Here is a 16443-nt window from a genome sequence, read left to right as displayed (position 1 = left end):
GCGGAATCAAACCTGGTGACCTGCCTGAGCCAGTGCCACCAGAGCCCGCTCCAGGGCGATCTGGGCATGGGCGCGGTGGGTGCCGCCCTGGGCAAACAGCACGTAGGGCTCCCGCAGCGGCGCATCGGCGGAAAACTCGCTGGTGCTGCCGTCGATGAAGGTGCCGCCCGCCATCACCAGGGCACTGGCGTAGCCGGGCATCGGCGCCGGCACCGGATCGAGGTAGGCGCCCACCGGTGATGCGGCCTGAAAGGCGCGGCAAACGGTTTTGAGCCGCTCGGGATCGCCGAGCCGCACCGCCTGGATTACGTCGCTGCGGGGGGCACCGGGCAGGGGCTGCACCGCGTAGCCCAGATCCGAGAAGACGGCCGCCACCAGCTCGCTGCAGATCAGGGCCTCAGCCACCATCTGGGGAGCCAGGAAAAGTCCCTGGGCCAGCAGGCGGTTGAGGTCAAAGCTGGTGCCCCCCTCGCCGCCGATACCCGGCGCCGTGAGCCGGCAGCAGGCCTGCTCCACCAACTCAGCCCGGCCAGCCACGTAACCGCCGGTGGGGGCGATGGTGCCGCCGAGGTTTTTGATCAAGGAGCCGGCAATCAGATCGGCCCCCACCGCCGTGGGCTCCTGGGCCTCCACCAGCTCGCCGTAGCAGTTGTCGACAAACACCACGCAGCCGGGCTGGAGCGCTTTTACCCGCTCGCAGAGCAGGCCAATCTGGGCCACCGACAGGGACGGCCGCCAGCTATAGCCGCAACTGCGCTGGATCAGCACCATGCGGGTAGGAATAGCCAGGGCGTCCTCCAGGCCGTCGAAATCGACACTGCCGGCGGCGGTGAGCGCCAGCTCGGCGTAGGCGATGCCGAATTCCGCCAGGGAGCCCTGGCCGCTGCCGCGGATGCCAATCACCTCTTCGAGGGTGTCGTAGGGGCGGCCGGTGAGGGCAAGCAGGCGGTCGCCAGGGCGCAGCACACCAAACAACGCCGCTGCTATGGCGTGGGTACCGCTGACAAATTGCAGGCGCACGGCCGCCGCCTCGGCCTGCAGCACCCGGGCAAACACCCGATCCAGCAGCTCCCGGCCCTGATCGCCATGGCCGTAGCCGCTCACCGAAGCGAAGTGCTGGCTGCCGAGCCGCTCGGCGGCGAAAGCCTCAAGCACCCGGGCCAGCCGCTGCTGCACCTGGCTGGTGTGGTGGGCGGCGGCAGCGGCGGTTGAGGCCACTGCAGCGGCCACCCGCTCGGCGGCCCGACGGGCCAAGGCCTCCGCTGCATCCGCCATCTGCCTAGCCCTCAGGGAGTCCCATGTTGCCGGGCGACGCCTAGCTAGATTTCCCCAGCTGCCCAGGCGTGAATCGGGCGAGCACCACCCGGAGAGTTCCTTGGTAGTCAGCACCGATTCGGCCCAAGTTTTGGGTGCGGCCACACCCAGCGCGCTTGAGGATCAGCGCATCCGCGCTGCCGTATCCGAAAGGCGCCAACCCCTGCCGGGCCGCCAGCGCAAATTCAAGGGGGGCACCACCAGCTTCATGCTGGTGATGCACGTGGGGGCGGTGTTTGCCCTGCTGCCGCGCTTCTGGAGCTGGCAGGCCGTGGTGGTGCTGGCGGTGCTCTATTGGACCACCGTGCTGGGGGTGACCCTGGGGCTGCACCGGATGCTGACCCACCGCAGCTTCAGTGCCCCCCTGTGGCTGGAGCACCTCCTAGTGCTGATGGGAGCCCTGGCCTGCCAGAGCGGCCCGATCGAATGGGTGGGACTGCACCGCCACCACCACAAGTATTCCGACCAACCCAACGACCACCACGACGCGGCCCGGGGCCTGTGGTGGGCCCACAGCGACTGGATGCTGCACGAAATCCCGGCCCTGCAACACGTGGGCCGGCTCACCGGCGACCTGCAGCGCGACCCCTTCTACCGCTGGCTGGATCGCTGGTTTCTGCTGCTGCAGCTGCCGCTCGGCGTCGCTCTCTACTGGTATGGCGAGCTGGCCGGAGTCCATGGCGGCGGCTTAGGCCTGGTGCTCTGGGCGATCCCCCTGCGCCTGGTGATCGTCTATCACGTCACCTGGCTGGTGAATTCCGCTACCCACTTCTGCGGCTACCGCAACTTCAATTCCCCCGACCTCTCGCGCAATTGCTGGTGGGTGGCAATCTTGAGCTTCGGCGAGGGCTGGCACAACAACCACCACGCCTTCCCCCATTCAGCGCGCCACGGCCTGCGCTGGTTTGAGTTCGACATCACCTGGCAGCACATCAAGCTGCTGCGCAAGCTTGGCTGGGCCAAGCGAGTGCGGGAAGCGAGCTACAACCCCTCCTGAGGGCTGGCTGGCGGAGCCTGGATCTGCTGCCTAATTGCAGCTGCTAGATCCAGTTTTGCCATGGCGCCGGTGGCCGTTAAGCCCATCGCTTTGGCCTGCTGGCGCAGCAGCTCAAGAAACTGATCCGGCTCCAGCTCCGCCTCGCCCGTCGCCCCCAGCCGAGCCAGGGTGCGGCGCATATCAGGGAGTTCGCTGTCGAGCTCAGCTGCGGAAAAATCGCGCTGGCCCGCCATCACCTCGGCAAACCGCTCCCGCCGCTGCCGCTTCTCGACCGGATAGGCAGCCAGCACCGGCTCGCGGCACAAACGCCAGGGCCGCCCCGCCGTGAACAACTGGGCCAAAGCCGCACTCAAGGGCACAGCTTCGGCCGCATCGATCCGCAGATCAAAGGCCACCGGCGGCTGGCGCAGGCCCACAAACACCTCCAGCAGCTCGCCGGGCCCCAGCACCGGAGCGCCCTCGTCCTGCACGGGCAGGGCAGAGGTTTCCAGGGCCGCTACCAGCTCGGGGCTGTCGGCCAGGCGCTGGCGCAGGCCGTCGCCCAGGCTGCCGCCACGCACCTCGCGGGCCAGCAGCTGATTGATACGACCAAGGGCCAGGAACACCTCCGGGCCGGGGGAGGCCAGCTTGCCGTTGCGCAGCATCGAGAGCTGGGAGTTGTGGACCCGGCCCAGATCGAGGGCCTCAGCCAGGGCCGGCAACACCCGGTGCGACCAGCCGTTGCGCTCATGCCACACCTTGATTAGATGGGCAAAAGCGACCCGACCCGATAGGAGATCTTCCCGGTACCCCACGCGATATGGATCCGTATTGCTACCATTCTACCGATCAGTACGGAGTCGGTCCGTTATGGCCGCACCAGTTAGCCCCAGCGCACCAGCCGCCCAGCGCCTTGCCACCCGCAAGCCCGCCTTCATCAACCAAGGCGTCAGCGGCGAGCGCCGCGCCGAGGCCCTGCACCGGCCGCGCCATGGCAAGGCCGCTAGCGCCAAGGGGTCGAAAACCACCCCCTGGGTCACCATCGGCTTCATGGCCGTCATCCATGTGCTGGCGCTGGTTGCCCTGCTGCCCCAGTTCTGGAGCGTGCCCGCCGTGGCCAGCTTCCTAGTGCTCTATTGGGTCACCGCCTGCCTGGGCGTGACGATTGGCTACCACCGCATGCTCAGCCACCGCGCCTTCCGGGTGCCCCAGTGGCTGGAGCGTTTCTTCGCCACCTGCGGCGCCCTCAGCTGCCAGCACGGCCCGATCGATTGGGTGGGCCTGCACCGCCACCACCACAAGTTTTCCGATACGGAAGTGGATCACCACACCAGCCTCAAGGGCTTCTGGTGGAGCCACATGGCCTGGATGCTCCAGGCCATCCCCGCCATGGCTGCCGTGCCCCGGCTCACCGGCGATATCGCCAAAGATCCCTACTACCGCTGGTTGAACACCAATTTCCTGTTGCTGCAGGCGCCCCTAGCGGCCCTGCTGTTTTGGATCGGCACCGCCACGGGCGCTGGTGGCTGGGCCCTGGTTCTCTGGGGCATTCCCCTGCGCCTGGTCGTTGTGTACCACTGCACCTGGCTGGTGAATTCGGCCACCCACCTTTGGGGCAGCGTTGCCCACGACAGCGGTGATGGCTCCAAGAACAACTGGTGGGTCGCGGCGCTCACCTTCGGCGAGGGCTGGCACAACAACCACCACGCCTTTCCCCACTCGGCTCGCCACGGCTTTGGCCCCCAAATCGATCTCACCTGGCAGCACATCCGCCTGATGCGCTTCCTGGGACTGGCCAAGCACGTACGCCTGCCCGCAGCTGCTGAGCCTCAGCGGACCTGAGGCCTGATCACCCCCTGATTTAGGGTGTTGGATCGGGTCTTGATCAATCTCCTACTTATTTGCCATGGCTAAGCGCGTTCAAGTCGTCCTCAACGCAGACGTTCTCAGCCTGGGCAAGAACGGTGATCTGGTGGAGGTAGCCCCCGGCTACGCCCGCAACTTCCTGGTTCCCACCGGCAAGGCCCAGCCCGTGACTGCAGCTGTGCTGCGCCAGGTGGAAGCGCGCCGCGCTAAGGAGGCGGAGCGTCAGGCTGCCCTCAAGGCTGAGGCGATCGCCTTCCGCACCGCCCTTGACACGATCGGCCGCTTCACGGTCAAGAAGCAAACCGGCGGCGACGACGTGCTGTTTGGCACCGTCACCAACGGTGACGTGGCCGAAGCGATCGAAGCTGCCACCAAGAAAGAAGTGGATCGCCGCGACATCACGGTGCCCGAAATCCACCGCACCGGCTCCTACAAGGTGCAGGTGAAGCTCCACCCCGAAGTCACCGCCGAGCTCAACCTGGAAGTCGCCAGCTTCTGAGTCCCGAGCCCCCGGTTGAAACCCCAGGGATAGGGCAGCTTGTGTGTTGAACCCCCACCGGTAGGGCCCGTGGGGTGGCCAAATGGCGCCGCCGCGCTCAAGATTGCCCTCCTGGCTAAGCGCCCCCAAGATCATGGTGAGCGTTCCCCTAAACCAATCCAGCAGCCGCGAATCCCGTTCAGACGGGCGCTCGGAAGCCCGTTTTGAGGCCCTGCCCGATTCGGTGCCGCCCCAGAACCTGGAGGCAGAAGAGGCCGTGCTGGGCGGCATCCTGCTCGACCCAGACGCCATCGGCCGCATCGCCGACGTGCTGCAGGCAGAGGCCTTTTATCTCGGCGCCCACCGCGAGATCTACCGCACGGCGGTGATGTTGCACAGCCAGGGCAAACCCACCGACCTCACGGCGATGTGCGCCTGGTTGGCGGACACCGGCGCCCTGGAGAAGGTGGGCGGTCAGGGCCGGCTGGTGGAGCTGGTGGAGCGCATCACCTCAACGGCCTCGATCGACCAGGTGGCTCGCCTGGTGATGGACAAGTTTTTGCGGCGCCAGTTGATTCGCTCCGGCAATGAGGTGATTGCCCTGGGCTTTGACCAGAGCAAGCCGATGGAGCAGGTGCTCGATGAGGCCGAGCAAAAGATCTTCGCGATCAGCCAGGAGAAGCCCAGCACCGGCCTCACCCCCACCGCCGAGATCCTCACCAGCACCTTCAACGAGATCGAGAGCCGCTCGCTGGGCACCGCCGTGGCCGGCATCCCCTGCAACTTCTACGACCTCGATGCCATCACCCAGGGCCTGCAGCGCAGCGACCTGATCATCGTGGCCGGCCGGCCAGCGATGGGCAAAACCTCAATCGTGCTCAACATCGCCAAAAACGTAGCCCAGCTGCACCAGCTGCCGGTGTGTGTGTTCTCCCTGGAGATGAGCAAGGAGCAGCTCACCTACCGCCTGCTGTCGATGGAGGTGGGCATCGAAAGCGGACGGCTGCGCACCGGCCGGCTGCAGCAGGAGGAGTGGCCCCTGCTGGGCCAGGGCATCAATAGCTTGGGCCAGCTGCCCCTTTTCCTCGACGACAAACCCAATTCAGGCGTGCTGGAGATGCGCTCCCTCTGCCGCCGGCTCATGGCCGAAACCGGAAAGGAGCTGGGCCTGATCGTGATCGACTACCTGCAGCTGATGGAGGGCTCCACCCCCGACAACCGGGTGCAGGAGCTCAGCCGCATCACCCGGGGCCTCAAGGGCATGGCCCGCGAGCTCAACGTGCCGGTGATCGCCCTATCCCAGCTGAGCCGCGGCGTCGAATCGCGCACCAACAAGCGGCCGATGCTCAGTGACCTGCGCGAATCGGGCTCAATCGAGCAGGACGCCGATTTGGTGCTGATGATCTACCGAGACGAGTATTACAACCCGGAAACCCCCGACCGGGGCATTACGGAGGTGATCGTGACCAAGCACCGCAACGGCCCGGTGGGCACGGTCAAGCTGTTGTTTGAGCCCCAGTTCACCCGCTTCCGCAACCTGGCGGCTTGATCCGTGACGCCTGCCCCCCCCAACAACGCCTGGATGGGCAGCTTCACGCTGCGACTATGGCTTGGCATCAGCCTCTACCTGCTATTCAATGCGATCAGCCAGGGCCTGGTGTCAGCCACGGCCGACCTGGACCAGGCCGAACAACTACTGCTGTCCCAGAGCTGGAGTCTGGGCTACGGGCCCCAGCCACCGCTGTACACCTATCTGGTGAGGCTGGTGTTTCTGATCACGGGGCCAGCCCTGTGGCCCCTGCGTGGGCTCAAGGTGATGCTGCTGAGCCTGCTCGTGGCGGCGGTGCTACGGATAGGCCAGCAGCTCAACTTCCGCCGCGATCAGCAGCTACTGGTGGTGTGTGGTCTGGCGCTGATCCCCCAACTCATCTGGGAAGCCCAGCGCGACCTCACCCACTCCGTGCTGGCCACCACCATGGCGGCTTGCACCCTGCTGCAGCTACTGCGCGTCACCCAAAGGCCCAACTGGGGCAACCACGCGCTGCTTGGCCTGGCCGTGGCTGCGGGTCTGCTGAGCAAGTACAACGTGGCCATCTTCGACGCGGGCTTGCTTCTCACGGCCCTCACCATTCCCCGCTGCCGTCAGGCCCTAGCCCGACCCCAGCTGCTGCTAGCCATCCTCACGGCAGGCCTGCTGCTGGCCCCCCACCTGAACTGGGTGCTCAGCCACAGCGATCTAGCCCTGAGCAGCATGGCCAAAACCCGCCCACGGGACGCCCTGCCGGGCAGCGGACTGTTCAGCGCCCTAGCGGCCGGCATCGCCTTTCTTACACCCTTCTGGATCGCCACACTGGCCCTGCTCTGGCCCGACAGAGCCAACCTCCATCTGGCGCCGGCGGCCCGGGCTCCGGAGCAGGCTTTGCTGCAACGGTTGCCCCTGGTGGTGGTGGCCGTGCTGCTTGTGGTGGTACTCGCCAGCGGCGCCACTCGCATCAAGGACCGTTGGTATCAGACCCTGCTCTTCGCCGTGCCGGTGAGTGCCGCCAGCCTGGTTAGTCCATTGCCGGCCAACCGCCTGCGCTGGGCGATCCGGGTGGGGGTCACAGCTGCTGGCAGCGCAGCCCTTCTGCTGCCAGGGCGGACAGCCCTGGCAGCTCTCACCGGCAAGACCAGCCGCCCCAACTACCCTATACCCCAGCTCCTGACTGAGATCCAACAGCGCCACGGCGTACCCGATCTGGTCCTGGCCAGCAATGGGTTGATTGGCGGCAACGCCCGCAAGACACTGCCGGAGATACCGGTGCTCACCCCCCTCGCCCTGAAACCGGGGGCCCCGCTACGGATCCAAGCGCCCACGCCGGGCAGCCGCCTGCTGGTGCTGATCGACCGTCGGGACAAGACCGAGTCAATCGCCCCCCTGCTGGCCCGCGTTCTGGACCCCACGCCACCGGGCAGCCCAAATCTGCAGAAGCCACGGGTCAACTGGCAGAGATTGACCCTGCCGTCTCACTGGCACCCTGATGAGCCCTATGCCATTCAATACGCCTGGATCGAGCTGCCGGATCGGCAACACCACAAGCCCTCCGGCACCGATTCCTAGGATTCGATCATGAATACACCCGTTGCCCCAACGAACACTTTCATCTGATCGCGGTGGGCGGCGGCCACGCCGGCTGTGAGGCCGCCATAACCGCCGCTCGGCTGGGGCTAAACACGGCCCTGTTTTCACTCAACCTCGATCGCATCGCCTGGCAGCCCTGCAACCCGGCGGTGGGCGGTCCGGCCAAGAGCCAGCTGGTGCATGAGGTGGATGCCCTCGGAGGGGTGATCGGCCGGCTGGCCGATGCCACAGCCCTGCAGAAGCGGGTGCTCAATGCCAGCCGCGGCCCCGCTGTGTGGGCCCTGCGTGCCCAGACCGACAAACGCCAGTACGCCCGCCAGATGCTGCAGCTGCTCCAGCACACGCCAAACCTGGCCCTGCGCGAAGCGATGGTGACCGGGCTGGTGGTGGAGGGCACCCCCGGCGAGGACGCCCGCATCAGCGGCATCAGCACCTACTTCGGCAGCAGCTACGGCGCCGCCGCCGTAATCCTCACCACCGGCACCTTCCTGGGCGGGCAGATCTGGGTGGGCAGCCAGTCGATGAGCGCCGGCCGGGCAGGAGAGCAGGCCGCCGTTGGCCTCAGCGAAGCCCTCGAGGCGCTGGGCTTCCAGATGGGCCGGCTCAAAACTGGCACCCCAGCCCGGGTAGACCGGCGCAGCATCGCCCTCGACCAACTCGAAGAGCAGCCAAGCGATGCCGTAGATCGCTTCTTCTCCTTTGATCCGGCCTCCTGGGTGAGCGGCGAGCAGATGAGCTGCCACATGACCCGCACCACGGCCGCCACCCACCAGCTGATCCGCGACAACCTGCACCTGACGCCGATCTACGGCGGCTTCATCGACAGCAAGGGGCCCCGCTACTGCCCCTCAATAGAAGACAAAATCGTGCGCTTCGCCGAGAAGGAAAGCCACCAGATCTTTCTCGAACCCGAGGGCCGCGACACGCCTGAGATCTACGTGCAGGGCTTCTCCACCGGCCTGCCGGAGCGGCTGCAGCTCGAACTGCTGCGCACCCTGCCGGGCCTGGAGCAATGCGTGATGCTGCGGCCCGCCTACGCCGTCGACTACGACTACCTGCCCGCCACCCAGCTCAAGCCGTCGCTGGAAACCAAGCGGGTAGCCGGGCTGTTTTGCGCCGGCCAGCTCAACGGCACCACCGGCTACGAGGAAGCCGCGGCCCAGGGCCTAGTGGCTGGCCTCAACGCCGCCCGCCTGGTGCGGGACCAAGAGCCGGTGCACTTCCCCAGGGAGGGCAGCTACATCGGCACCATGATCGATGACCTGATCAGCAAGGATCTGCGCGAGCCCTACCGCGTACTTACCAGCCGCAGTGAATACCGGCTGGTGCTGCGGGGCGACAACGCCGACCGACGCCTCACCCCCCTAGGGCGGGAGCTGGGCCTGATCGACGAGCGGCGCTGGGCCATCTACAACGCCAAACAACAAGCCATCAGCGCCGAAAAACAGCGCCTGGAATCGGTGCGCCTCAAGGGCAGCGAACCGGCTGCCGCCGCCGTGGAGGCCCAGACCCAAGCCCCCATCAAGGGATCGATAACCTTGGCCGACCTGCTGCGCCGCTCCGGCTTCCACAGCAGCGATCTGGTGCGCCTGGGCCTGGCGCCGGTGGAGTTGCCAAGCGACGTCCGTGAGGGCGCTGAGATCGACATCAAATACAGCGGCTACCTGGCCCGCCAGCAGCAGCAGATCGACCAGGTGAAAAAGCAGGAGCACCGGGCCTTACCAGCAGACGTGGATTACGCCACCATTGCCACCCTTTCAAAGGAAGCCCGCGAGAAACTCAATTCAATCCAACCCCTCAGCCTGGGCCAGGCCGCCCGCATCCCCGGGGTTAGTCCTGCCGACGTCACGGCCCTGCTGCTCTGGCTGGAGCTACGCAAACGCCAAACCTCGTCAAGTCTGCAAAGGGCCGTTAATCTTGACCCCACTAGATAAGGGGTAGCAGCAGGTGAGTCCGGTACGAGGCATACCTACCTCCCGGGCCTACTGGGAACTCAAGGCAGAGCAGGTGCTCAATCGGGTGTTCGAGCCCGAAAAGCCGATTGAGGTGGAGGTCTGCGACACGCCCGCAGCAATTTCCAATGCCGGCAGCATCCCCGTAGAGCTGCATGATCTGCCGCCACCCCCAGCCAAACAACCAACTTCCAAACCAAAGCAGGCCTCAGCAAAGCGCCGCCCACCCAGGGCAGGCAGCGCCCTGCAGCGGCTTGCGGATCAGGTTGGCCGCCAGCCCAGCCTGCTACTGGCAGGAGCCAGTGTGACGGTGATGGTGGTGGCAGGCATGGCCCTGGCCGTGCTCGGCCTCTGGAACCAGAGCCAGCAGGCCATCCGCCAGGAGCGCAACATGCTGCTGATCGAGCGGCTGCGCACCATGGGGCCCGGCACAACCCCAGCCCAAGCAAACGAGCCCGCCCAGGCAGCCGCGGCAGTTGGGGCAGGGGAAGACGGAGAGCTGCCCCCACCGCCTCCAGGCGAACCCTGGATGGAAGAGCTGGCAACCCTGCCAGCCAGCAGCTCCCCAGCAGCCGACGTACTCAAAGTGCCCATCAACAGCCGCATCACCAGTCCGGCACCCGCTGCCACCGGCTCAGCGAGCACCCCTGGGGGCAACGCCTCGAGTGGTGCTGGTAATAGTCGGGGTGGCAATAGTGGCGGTGGTGGCAACGCTCCCCAGCTCGTGGGAGTGGTGCAGGTGCCCGGGCAAAGCGGCTCAGCAATCTTCCAGCTGGGCGGTAGCTCTACCAGCGCCGCCGTGGGCGAGAGTATCGGCAGCAGCGGCTGGCGCTTGCGCTCAGCCAGTGGTGATACAGCGGTCATTGAGAAGGGCGGCGAGCAGCGCCGCATCAGCATTAGCAGTGGCTTTTAAACCATCCCAAGATCAGACTTCATAAGCAAAATACTCATATCTCATCAGCACAAATTTATCCTCCTAAAAAATCAGAAAACGGCAGTGACTTCACCTGAAATTGCCTTATCCGCATTTCTTTCAAAACAAGACATCATAACACCACTTTCCCGAAATAGCCCTGGCCCTCAGATGATGAATCAACCAGGCGCGAGCTAGGGTTGCCTATCCTAACAAGCACATGGGCTGCTTCCTCGCTTGTCGCCGGTGAACGCCTGAAATCTTATCTCAAAAGAAAAACTAAAATGAAATTCGACAGCCATATACCTGCGCAAGAAATCAAGTGCAAAGCTTGATCAAGCCTGGGGGCAAATATATGAAAATTAGCATTGAGCGAAATCCCTTTGATCGCATGACAAGGGCTTACCATTGGCGAACGCGCAAGCAAAATAAGGCCATGCATCAACGAGTGCATTCAATTTACCACCAAGGATTTGCTAAATTTAATTACAAGGCCCTAACCGGATCCAGTCACAACGCTGCAACTAGTGATGAATAGCCCAAAGATTCTCGTTTGCATGAAGTGGGGCGACAAGTATGGCCCTGAATATGTTAATCGACTATATGCTGGCGCCAAAACACACGTGACGGGCGAATTCAGCTTCGCCTGCTTAACAGATGACAGCAGCGGACTCGATCCCGCGATCCTCAGCTATCCCATTCCTGAACTTGGCTGCGCCCCCCCCACAAAGACCCGTGGAAAATGGAAAAAAGTTGCCCTTTGGGGCAAAGAAATTGAGCAACACCTAAATGGGACTGTCTTATTTCTCGATCTTGACAGCATCATAATTGACAATATTGATTGCTATTTCAATTTTGGCAATCCAGAGGATATTATTCTGGAAAGAAATTGGGCTCGCCCACTGAGCAGGCTAGGCCAAACATCGGTCTTTCGATTTACAATCGGTGCGCACTCCGATATCCTGGCAATCTTTCAAAAAGACTCACAAGCTATTGCGGACCGCTTTCAGTTTGAACAACATTACATCACGCATAGCACTAAAAAATTTCTAAAATTTTGGCCTAGGGGCTGGACGCGACATTTTAGACTTCATTGCCTTGGGCCAATGCCATGGAGGCTATTCAAAGCAGCCAGGATTCCAAAAGGCTGTAAAATTATTACGTTTCCAGGTGGCCCCAATCCTGCAGAAGCCATGGTTGGGAAATGGACTACCGACTCGCCACAATATCAAGGACGCCGGGCTCACCTGAGTCGTGTTTGGCGTGAAAAAAACCCAGCTCTTTTAAGAAAATTCATTATGCCAATATCATGGATTAAGACCCTATGGAGCGATATAGACATAGAGGATAATTCCACAAATAATTAATTATATGCGTAGATTTTTGCGTCCTAAACTCCAAGGCGGGATACATGTATGTGGCTGTGGGCATTCGGGCACATCCATTTTAACTCGCCTAATTGGAGCCCATTCACGAATCCATGCCATACCGGGAGAGACTGGTATTGCAAGAAGGGGAAGCTACACATGGTACGCCGCAGGCATTAAAACCTTTGAGCAAAAAGTCATTGAAAGTGGTGCGGAAAAATGGGTAGAAAAAACCCCTAAACATATCCGAAGCATTAGATTTATCTTGGATTGCGCACCCTCTACGAAAATAGTTTTGATTTCAAGAAACCCTAAAGATGCAGTCGGCTCCATGAAACGTCGCTACGAAAATCTTGAAAAATCGCTAGCACGTTGGAAAGCCGACAACAGACGTGCCCTTTATTGGTCAAGAAATCCACAATGCAAGATTGTACTTTATGAAAACCTTGTAACAAACACCCGAGAGACATTATCAGAAGTAATGGTCTTCTTGGGCTTTAATTTTGAAGATTCACAGCTTGACTTTCACCGCCAGCCTTTGAGTTGGTACTCAGGAACTGTAGATGGCACATCGACAGGACATGAGCATCCAGAGCCACCTCTTAATGAATCCGAATACGGGGCAAGCGCTACACATAATGAATATCGAGATTACCAAATTAATCAACCATTATTCAATGCTATCGGCAGCTATCGCACACATCTTTCGGATAATGAGGCTTCAAAGGTGTGGATGTCGTGTCGCAACCTGGCTCTCGCCCTTGGATATCAGAGCGATACTGCACTATCCCTAAAATAATCTGGAATGGTCAATTCGCCCTAATCTTCGCAAGCCTAAAAAATATTAATTACTTTAATTAAGCGAAAAGTGATAGATAAATTGCTGCCCATCTCCGCCATAAGAGTCGTTAGAACATCCTGACTTTCATCAACGAGCCTTTCTCCGAAGCGGTAGATAAGGCGAAGACATAGGGCCTCCATCATCACGGTCAAAAGCGCTCGGTGCGGCCAACAGACAATCACGCGTGCCGTTGCGGTGATCCCTGCGCTCAGCGGTGCGCTCATGGCGAAAGGCGCTTAAGGGGGATTAGAGCACCGGCAGTGACAGCACTTGGCGGGATACCCCCGAAGAATTCATATGATCATCGCGCTGCATGCACAAAGATAGGCTAGCCTAATCTGATCATTCAAGAACGCCAACTAAGTACAGATGGCAAAAAAGTCGTGGCACATATCCAAAAAGATGAAGATGTTGTTGCAGCCCATTCTGTCACTTTTTGAGCTCAACATAATGCACAGGATTCCAACCGGGTCCATCCTTAAAAAACTCAATCCGGCGATTATTATTGACGTTGGAGTAGCATCTGGAACGGATTTTTTAATTAATAATTATCCTGATTCATATTATTATCTAGTAGAGCCAAATCCCAGATATCACTCTTTTATCCGCAACAGGCTTCTCGCCAAAGTTCAAGGAGAGTTGCTTCCGGTAGGGGCTGGACCCGCGAACACTGAATTGCACTTGTATGATGCCAAAAAGGCATCATCATTCCTATTTCGCGATTGGGACAAATTCAAAGATGCAGACAAAATACTGGTTCCAGTCAAAACCTTGGATGACCTATTGCCAAAAATTACGGCCAATAATCAAGAATCTGGTGAATTAATTCTCTTGAAAATCGACACAGAAGGATTCGAACTTGGTGTTTTAAAGGGCAGCCAAAATCTTATTAGCAACAAACGACTGCGTTGGATCATCGTCGAAACCCGCCTAAAAGGAATTGATACATACAATGCAAGTGAATTGATTAGCAGTCTTCTCGCAATGGGATTTGAATGTGACTCCGTAATTAATATCGGCGACAAGCCCTATGGAGTCAATTATTTAGATATCCTATTTAGGCGTACTAAGGATTTGTGATTGGCGGCTCAGGAGTCCCAACATTGCCCCAAGCAGCTTGAAGGAAGCCTGGACCCCTTCTCTCCCAAATTCACACGAATCCGCGACCGCCCTGAGAGAGCTGATCAGATCGAAATGAAGTCTGCTTGATTTAACTCAGCCCAATCTGACGTCCCTATCGGCACCAACCAACGCAGCTGGATGACACCGCTGGCCAGAATTCGGAAATGACACCGACATATGGCAAGGACCGTCTGCAATCCTCTCCTCTGCTCCCATCCCCCAAACCCCACTGGCAGCTCAACCTCAGCGATGGCAGCACCGCCGCTGGCGATGGTCTGCTGAGCGGCCCCTGGCGCCTGCTGCTACTGGGTGACGGCAGCCCCACCCGGCACCTGGAGTCGCTCACGGGCAAACCGGTGGAGATCGAGCTGATCGCCATGGCGCCTGAGCCAGCCGGGGGCGGTGCCGGCGCGCCACCGCCCCCGGAAATCGTGGAGCTCGATGGTCCCCTGCTGCGTCGCCAGGTATGGCTGCGCTGCGGCGACAAAACCCTGGCCTGGGCAGAGAGCTGGTGGAATCAAAGCCAGGCCGACGCCTACCTGCAGCAGCGGGAGCTGCCGATCTGGCGCAGCCTGACGGCCAAACGGGCTGAACTGTTCCGCGAGGTAGATGGCCTGGCCCTTGTTGCTGCTCCCTGGCTCGAGCAGCGCTTTGGCCTGGCGGGCCCCTTCTGGAGTCGCCACTACCGCTTCTTCCGCGGGGGCAAGGAGCTCACCGTGATTCGGGAGGTGTTCTCACCAGCCCTTGAGCACTGGCTGGGCCCAGCCAAGCTTTGTCACGATTTACAAACTCAGTAACGGCTTACAGCAATTCGCGGTTGACGGATTGACGCGCCTAGTGCGGTGTCCAGCATGGGGCCACTTGCGCCAGGGAGCCTGGCCATGACTACAAGCCTCTGGTTGAGCCTCACCGACCTCGGCCGCATCTTCGGCATATCCGCCGTGCATTGCGGCCGGCTACTCAGCGATGCCGGCCTGCGCCAGCAGAACGGTGCCCCCACCAGTACGGCCTTGCAACAGGGCCTGGCCTATCAACACCATCCCCATGCCACCTGCCCCAACGCCGTTTGGAACGGGGAAGGCTGCGCAACCCTGCTGCAGGAGCAGGGTCTGCGTCCCATGGCCGAGCGCAACCTGATCGACCAATGGGCAGACCTGCTCAGCGCCTTGGAACAGGGGTCCCCCTCGATCAACACCTCCGCCGAGGAAATGGCCAGCGACCTACCTGCAAACCTGGTGACCCAGGTGAATCAGGAGCTGCGCCAGCGGGGCTGCAACTTTCAGGTCGGCCCGCAGGCTCAACCCAAACGCAGGGCTTCTGCTTGCAGGCGCGCCCGCTCCAGCAGCTCCCGCAACTGATCCTCGTCGGTATGGCTGAGGTTGCTGCGTAGCAGCTTGGCGTGGGGAGCATGGGCGCGCAGGCGCTCAATCACCCGATCTGGCGTGGCTTCCCGCACCAGCAGGCACAGGGCCGCGCTGCCGCGGGGCAGGGTCTCGCCCAGCTCGCGCATGAAGCCATCATTGATGCCGATGTCGGAAAGGGAGCCCGAGGCTGCGCCCACGCCCGCTCCCACGGCAGCACCCAGCAGGGGATTGAGAAACAGCAGACCCACCAAGGTGCCCCAAAAGCCACCGCCTAGGGCGCCAGCAGCGGTGAGATTGATCGCCTGACGCAGGTGTACCTGGCCCTCGCTGTCGTGCTCCACCACCACCGCATCCTCTAGGGCAATCAGCTGCTCACGCTGAATGTCCACCAGCTCGCGCCGCACCTGCTCGGCTTCTTCCGCCTTCGGAAAGCCAACCACCACAAGGCTGCCCATCTTTTAAGTGCATTTGAGACCAACCTAACCAGCTTGGCGGAGCGGACCCTCAGCCACCAGCTCGGCGCCTGGTGGAGCGGGGCATGGCCCGGCCCGTGAGCTGGGATTGAGATGGAGGTTGCGATTGGGGCTGGGATTGGGGCGCAGTAGGCGGCTGCCGCTGCCAACGGGGCAGGGCGAAAGCGTCATCTTCGGGCCATTCTTCCGGCTCCCTTTCTTGCGGCTCCCTTTCTTGGCTGGGCTGACCCCGGAGCGGCTCGGCGCTGCGGCGAGAAATGGCATCAAGGCGGCGGCGCGGCCGGGCCTGGGAACTGAGTTCAGGGCGAGCCTCCTGCCAGGGCTCGCGCCAGTCGTCCTCGTCTTCCAGGATCCAATCGAGCTTGTTTTCCACCCAACGACCCAGGCCATCGAGCCGGGGCATTCCGGCGGGGCCGGCGGGCCGGCGGCCTTCGCCCCGGTTGCCGCTGCGGGAGCCGGGGCGGGCACCGGACACCCCATCCACGAGCTGGCGGCCCGCACTCACCAGGCGATCTAAGTCTTTCCAGGATTCAGGCATGGCCCCAGGCTAAGGATCCAGCTAGCGACGGCGACCCGCCAGCCAGCGCTCCCGGCCCATCCCCACCAAGGCAATGGTGAGACCTCCGAATTCCAGGGTCCAGAGGAAAACGCCCATG

The 16443-nt window shown here is 61.7% G+C and carries 17 protein-coding genes; 12 read left to right on the top strand and 5 right to left on the bottom strand.

All coding sequences use genetic code 11. From position 1 onward, the window contains the following. Positions 1-6: 6 nt before the first annotated feature. A complete protein-coding gene (locus tag C7K55_RS06940) occupies positions 7-1275 on the bottom strand; it encodes a methionine gamma-lyase family protein (RefSeq protein WP_106502695.1) in 1269 nt (422 codons plus the stop codon). A gap of 130 nt (positions 1276-1405) precedes the next feature. Here C7K55_RS06940 and C7K55_RS06935 point away from each other — a divergent pair, with 130 nt between their 5' ends. Continuing rightward, positions 1406-2311, top strand: a complete 906-nt coding sequence (locus C7K55_RS06935) for an acyl-CoA desaturase (RefSeq protein ID WP_106502735.1) — start codon at positions 1406-1408, stop codon at positions 2309-2311. Here the strand turns inward: C7K55_RS06935 and C7K55_RS06930 are convergent. Then, the gene (locus tag C7K55_RS06930) at positions 2296-3105 is read right to left on the bottom strand and encodes a hypothetical protein (protein ID WP_106502694.1); all 810 of its coding nucleotides are present in this window, start codon (positions 3103-3105) and stop codon (positions 2296-2298) included. The genes C7K55_RS06935 and C7K55_RS06930 overlap by 16 nt on opposite strands. Before the next feature lie 55 nt (positions 3106-3160). Between C7K55_RS06930 and C7K55_RS06925 the strand changes: the two genes are divergently transcribed. From C7K55_RS06925 to C7K55_RS06895, 8 genes are all read left to right on the top strand, one after another. Then, on the top strand, positions 3161-4132 hold the full coding sequence (locus tag C7K55_RS06925) for an acyl-CoA desaturase (protein WP_106502693.1): 972 nt from the start codon (positions 3161-3163) through the stop codon (positions 4130-4132). Positions 4133-4196: 64 nt separating this feature from the next. Beyond that, complete coding sequence (gene rplI, locus C7K55_RS06920) at positions 4197-4655, top strand: 50S ribosomal protein L9 (RefSeq protein ID WP_106502692.1); 459 nt, start codon at positions 4197-4199, stop codon at positions 4653-4655. Between the two features lie 133 nt (positions 4656-4788). Then, positions 4789-6183, top strand: coding sequence for a replicative DNA helicase (dnaB, locus tag C7K55_RS06915; RefSeq protein ID WP_106502691.1), 1395 nt, complete (start codon positions 4789-4791; stop codon positions 6181-6183). A 3-nt stretch (positions 6184-6186) separates the two neighbouring features. Further along, a complete protein-coding gene (locus C7K55_RS06910; RefSeq protein ID WP_127431997.1) occupies positions 6187-7734 on the top strand; it encodes an ArnT family glycosyltransferase in 1548 nt (515 codons plus the stop codon). Between the two features lie 44 nt (positions 7735-7778). Further along, complete coding sequence (mnmG, locus tag C7K55_RS06905; protein ID WP_241518237.1) at positions 7779-9689, top strand: tRNA uridine-5-carboxymethylaminomethyl(34) synthesis enzyme MnmG; 1911 nt, start codon at positions 7779-7781, stop codon at positions 9687-9689. Positions 9690-9702: 13 nt separating this feature from the next. Continuing rightward, entirely contained in the window at positions 9703-10620 is a 918-nt protein-coding gene (locus C7K55_RS06900; protein WP_106502688.1) for a hypothetical protein, read from the top strand. A gap of 557 nt (positions 10621-11177) precedes the next feature. Next, on the top strand, positions 11178-11987 hold the full coding sequence (locus C7K55_RS13270) for a glycosyl transferase (RefSeq protein ID WP_127431996.1): 810 nt from the start codon (positions 11178-11180) through the stop codon (positions 11985-11987). Positions 11988-12003: 16 nt separating this feature from the next. Beyond that, entirely contained in the window at positions 12004-12786 is a 783-nt protein-coding gene (locus tag C7K55_RS06895; RefSeq protein WP_161956139.1) for a sulfotransferase family protein, read from the top strand. Positions 12787-12821: 35 nt separating this feature from the next. On the opposite strand, the gene C7K55_RS06890 is transcribed toward C7K55_RS06895, so the two are convergent. Continuing rightward, the gene (locus C7K55_RS06890; RefSeq protein ID WP_106502686.1) at positions 12822-13052 is read right to left on the bottom strand and encodes a hypothetical protein; all 231 of its coding nucleotides are present in this window, start codon (positions 13050-13052) and stop codon (positions 12822-12824) included. Positions 13053-13236: 184 nt separating this feature from the next. Here C7K55_RS06890 and C7K55_RS06885 point away from each other — a divergent pair, with 184 nt between their 5' ends. The 3 genes from C7K55_RS06885 to C7K55_RS06875 all read left to right on the top strand — a co-directional run bounded on the left by C7K55_RS06885 (position 13237) and on the right by C7K55_RS06875 (position 15308). Beyond that, complete coding sequence (locus C7K55_RS06885; protein WP_206603485.1) at positions 13237-13908, top strand: FkbM family methyltransferase; 672 nt, start codon at positions 13237-13239, stop codon at positions 13906-13908. Between the two features lie 206 nt (positions 13909-14114). Continuing rightward, positions 14115-14747 carry a chorismate lyase gene (locus C7K55_RS06880; protein WP_106502684.1) on the top strand — a complete coding sequence of 211 codons (633 nt, stop codon included), beginning with the start codon at positions 14115-14117 and terminating at the stop codon, positions 14745-14747. Positions 14748-14831: 84 nt separating this feature from the next. Next, positions 14832-15308: a hypothetical protein gene (locus tag C7K55_RS06875; RefSeq protein WP_193486222.1), complete on the top strand. Its 477-nt coding sequence runs from the start codon at positions 14832-14834 to the stop codon at positions 15306-15308. On the opposite strand, the gene C7K55_RS06870 is transcribed toward C7K55_RS06875, so the two are convergent. Both C7K55_RS06870 and C7K55_RS06865 read right to left on the bottom strand, forming a co-directional pair. Next, a complete protein-coding gene (locus C7K55_RS06870) occupies positions 15248-15769 on the bottom strand; it encodes a DUF1269 domain-containing protein (protein ID WP_106502683.1) in 522 nt (173 codons plus the stop codon). The genes C7K55_RS06875 and C7K55_RS06870 overlap by 61 nt on opposite strands. A 49-nt stretch (positions 15770-15818) precedes the next feature. After that, positions 15819-16325 (bottom strand): hypothetical protein, encoded by a 507-nt coding sequence (locus tag C7K55_RS06865; protein WP_106502682.1) that lies wholly within the window; start codon positions 16323-16325, stop codon positions 15819-15821. Positions 16326-16443: the final 118 nt, after the last annotated feature.

This window comes from Cyanobium usitatum str. Tous (genome assembly GCF_003011885.1).
Classification (GTDB): domain Bacteria; phylum Cyanobacteriota; class Cyanobacteriia; order PCC-6307; family Cyanobiaceae; genus Cyanobium_A; species Cyanobium_A usitatum.
Note: the sequence above shows the minus strand (reverse complement) of the source record. Positions and strands in the feature narration are given on the sequence as shown.

What these genes read in the sequence shown, in the direction of transcription:
- C7K55_RS06875 (WP_193486222.1), top strand. Translation starts at nt 14,832, where the DNA reads ATGACTACAAGCCTCTGGTTGAGCCTCACCGACCTCGGCCGCATCTTC.
- C7K55_RS06940 (WP_106502695.1), bottom strand. Translation starts at nt 1,275, where the DNA reads ATGGCGGATGCAGCGGAGGCCTTGGCCCGTCGGGCCGCCGAGCGGGTG.
- C7K55_RS06890 (WP_106502686.1), bottom strand. Translation starts at nt 13,052, where the DNA reads ATGAGCGCACCGCTGAGCGCAGGGATCACCGCAACGGCACGCGTGATT.
- rplI (WP_106502692.1), top strand. Translation starts at nt 4,197, where the DNA reads ATGGCTAAGCGCGTTCAAGTCGTCCTCAACGCAGACGTTCTCAGCCTG.
- dnaB (WP_106502691.1), top strand. Translation starts at nt 4,789, where the DNA reads ATGGTGAGCGTTCCCCTAAACCAATCCAGCAGCCGCGAATCCCGTTCA.
- C7K55_RS06865 (WP_106502682.1), bottom strand. Translation starts at nt 16,325, where the DNA reads ATGCCTGAATCCTGGAAAGACTTAGATCGCCTGGTGAGTGCGGGCCGC.
- C7K55_RS06880 (WP_106502684.1), top strand. Translation starts at nt 14,115, where the DNA reads ATGACACCGACATATGGCAAGGACCGTCTGCAATCCTCTCCTCTGCTC.
- C7K55_RS06925 (WP_106502693.1), top strand. Translation starts at nt 3,161, where the DNA reads ATGGCCGCACCAGTTAGCCCCAGCGCACCAGCCGCCCAGCGCCTTGCC.
- C7K55_RS06870 (WP_106502683.1), bottom strand. Translation starts at nt 15,769, where the DNA reads ATGGGCAGCCTTGTGGTGGTTGGCTTTCCGAAGGCGGAAGAAGCCGAG.
- C7K55_RS06885 (WP_206603485.1), top strand. Translation starts at nt 13,237, where the DNA reads ATGTTGTTGCAGCCCATTCTGTCACTTTTTGAGCTCAACATAATGCAC.
- C7K55_RS13270 (WP_127431996.1), top strand. Translation starts at nt 11,178, where the DNA reads ATGAAGTGGGGCGACAAGTATGGCCCTGAATATGTTAATCGACTATAT.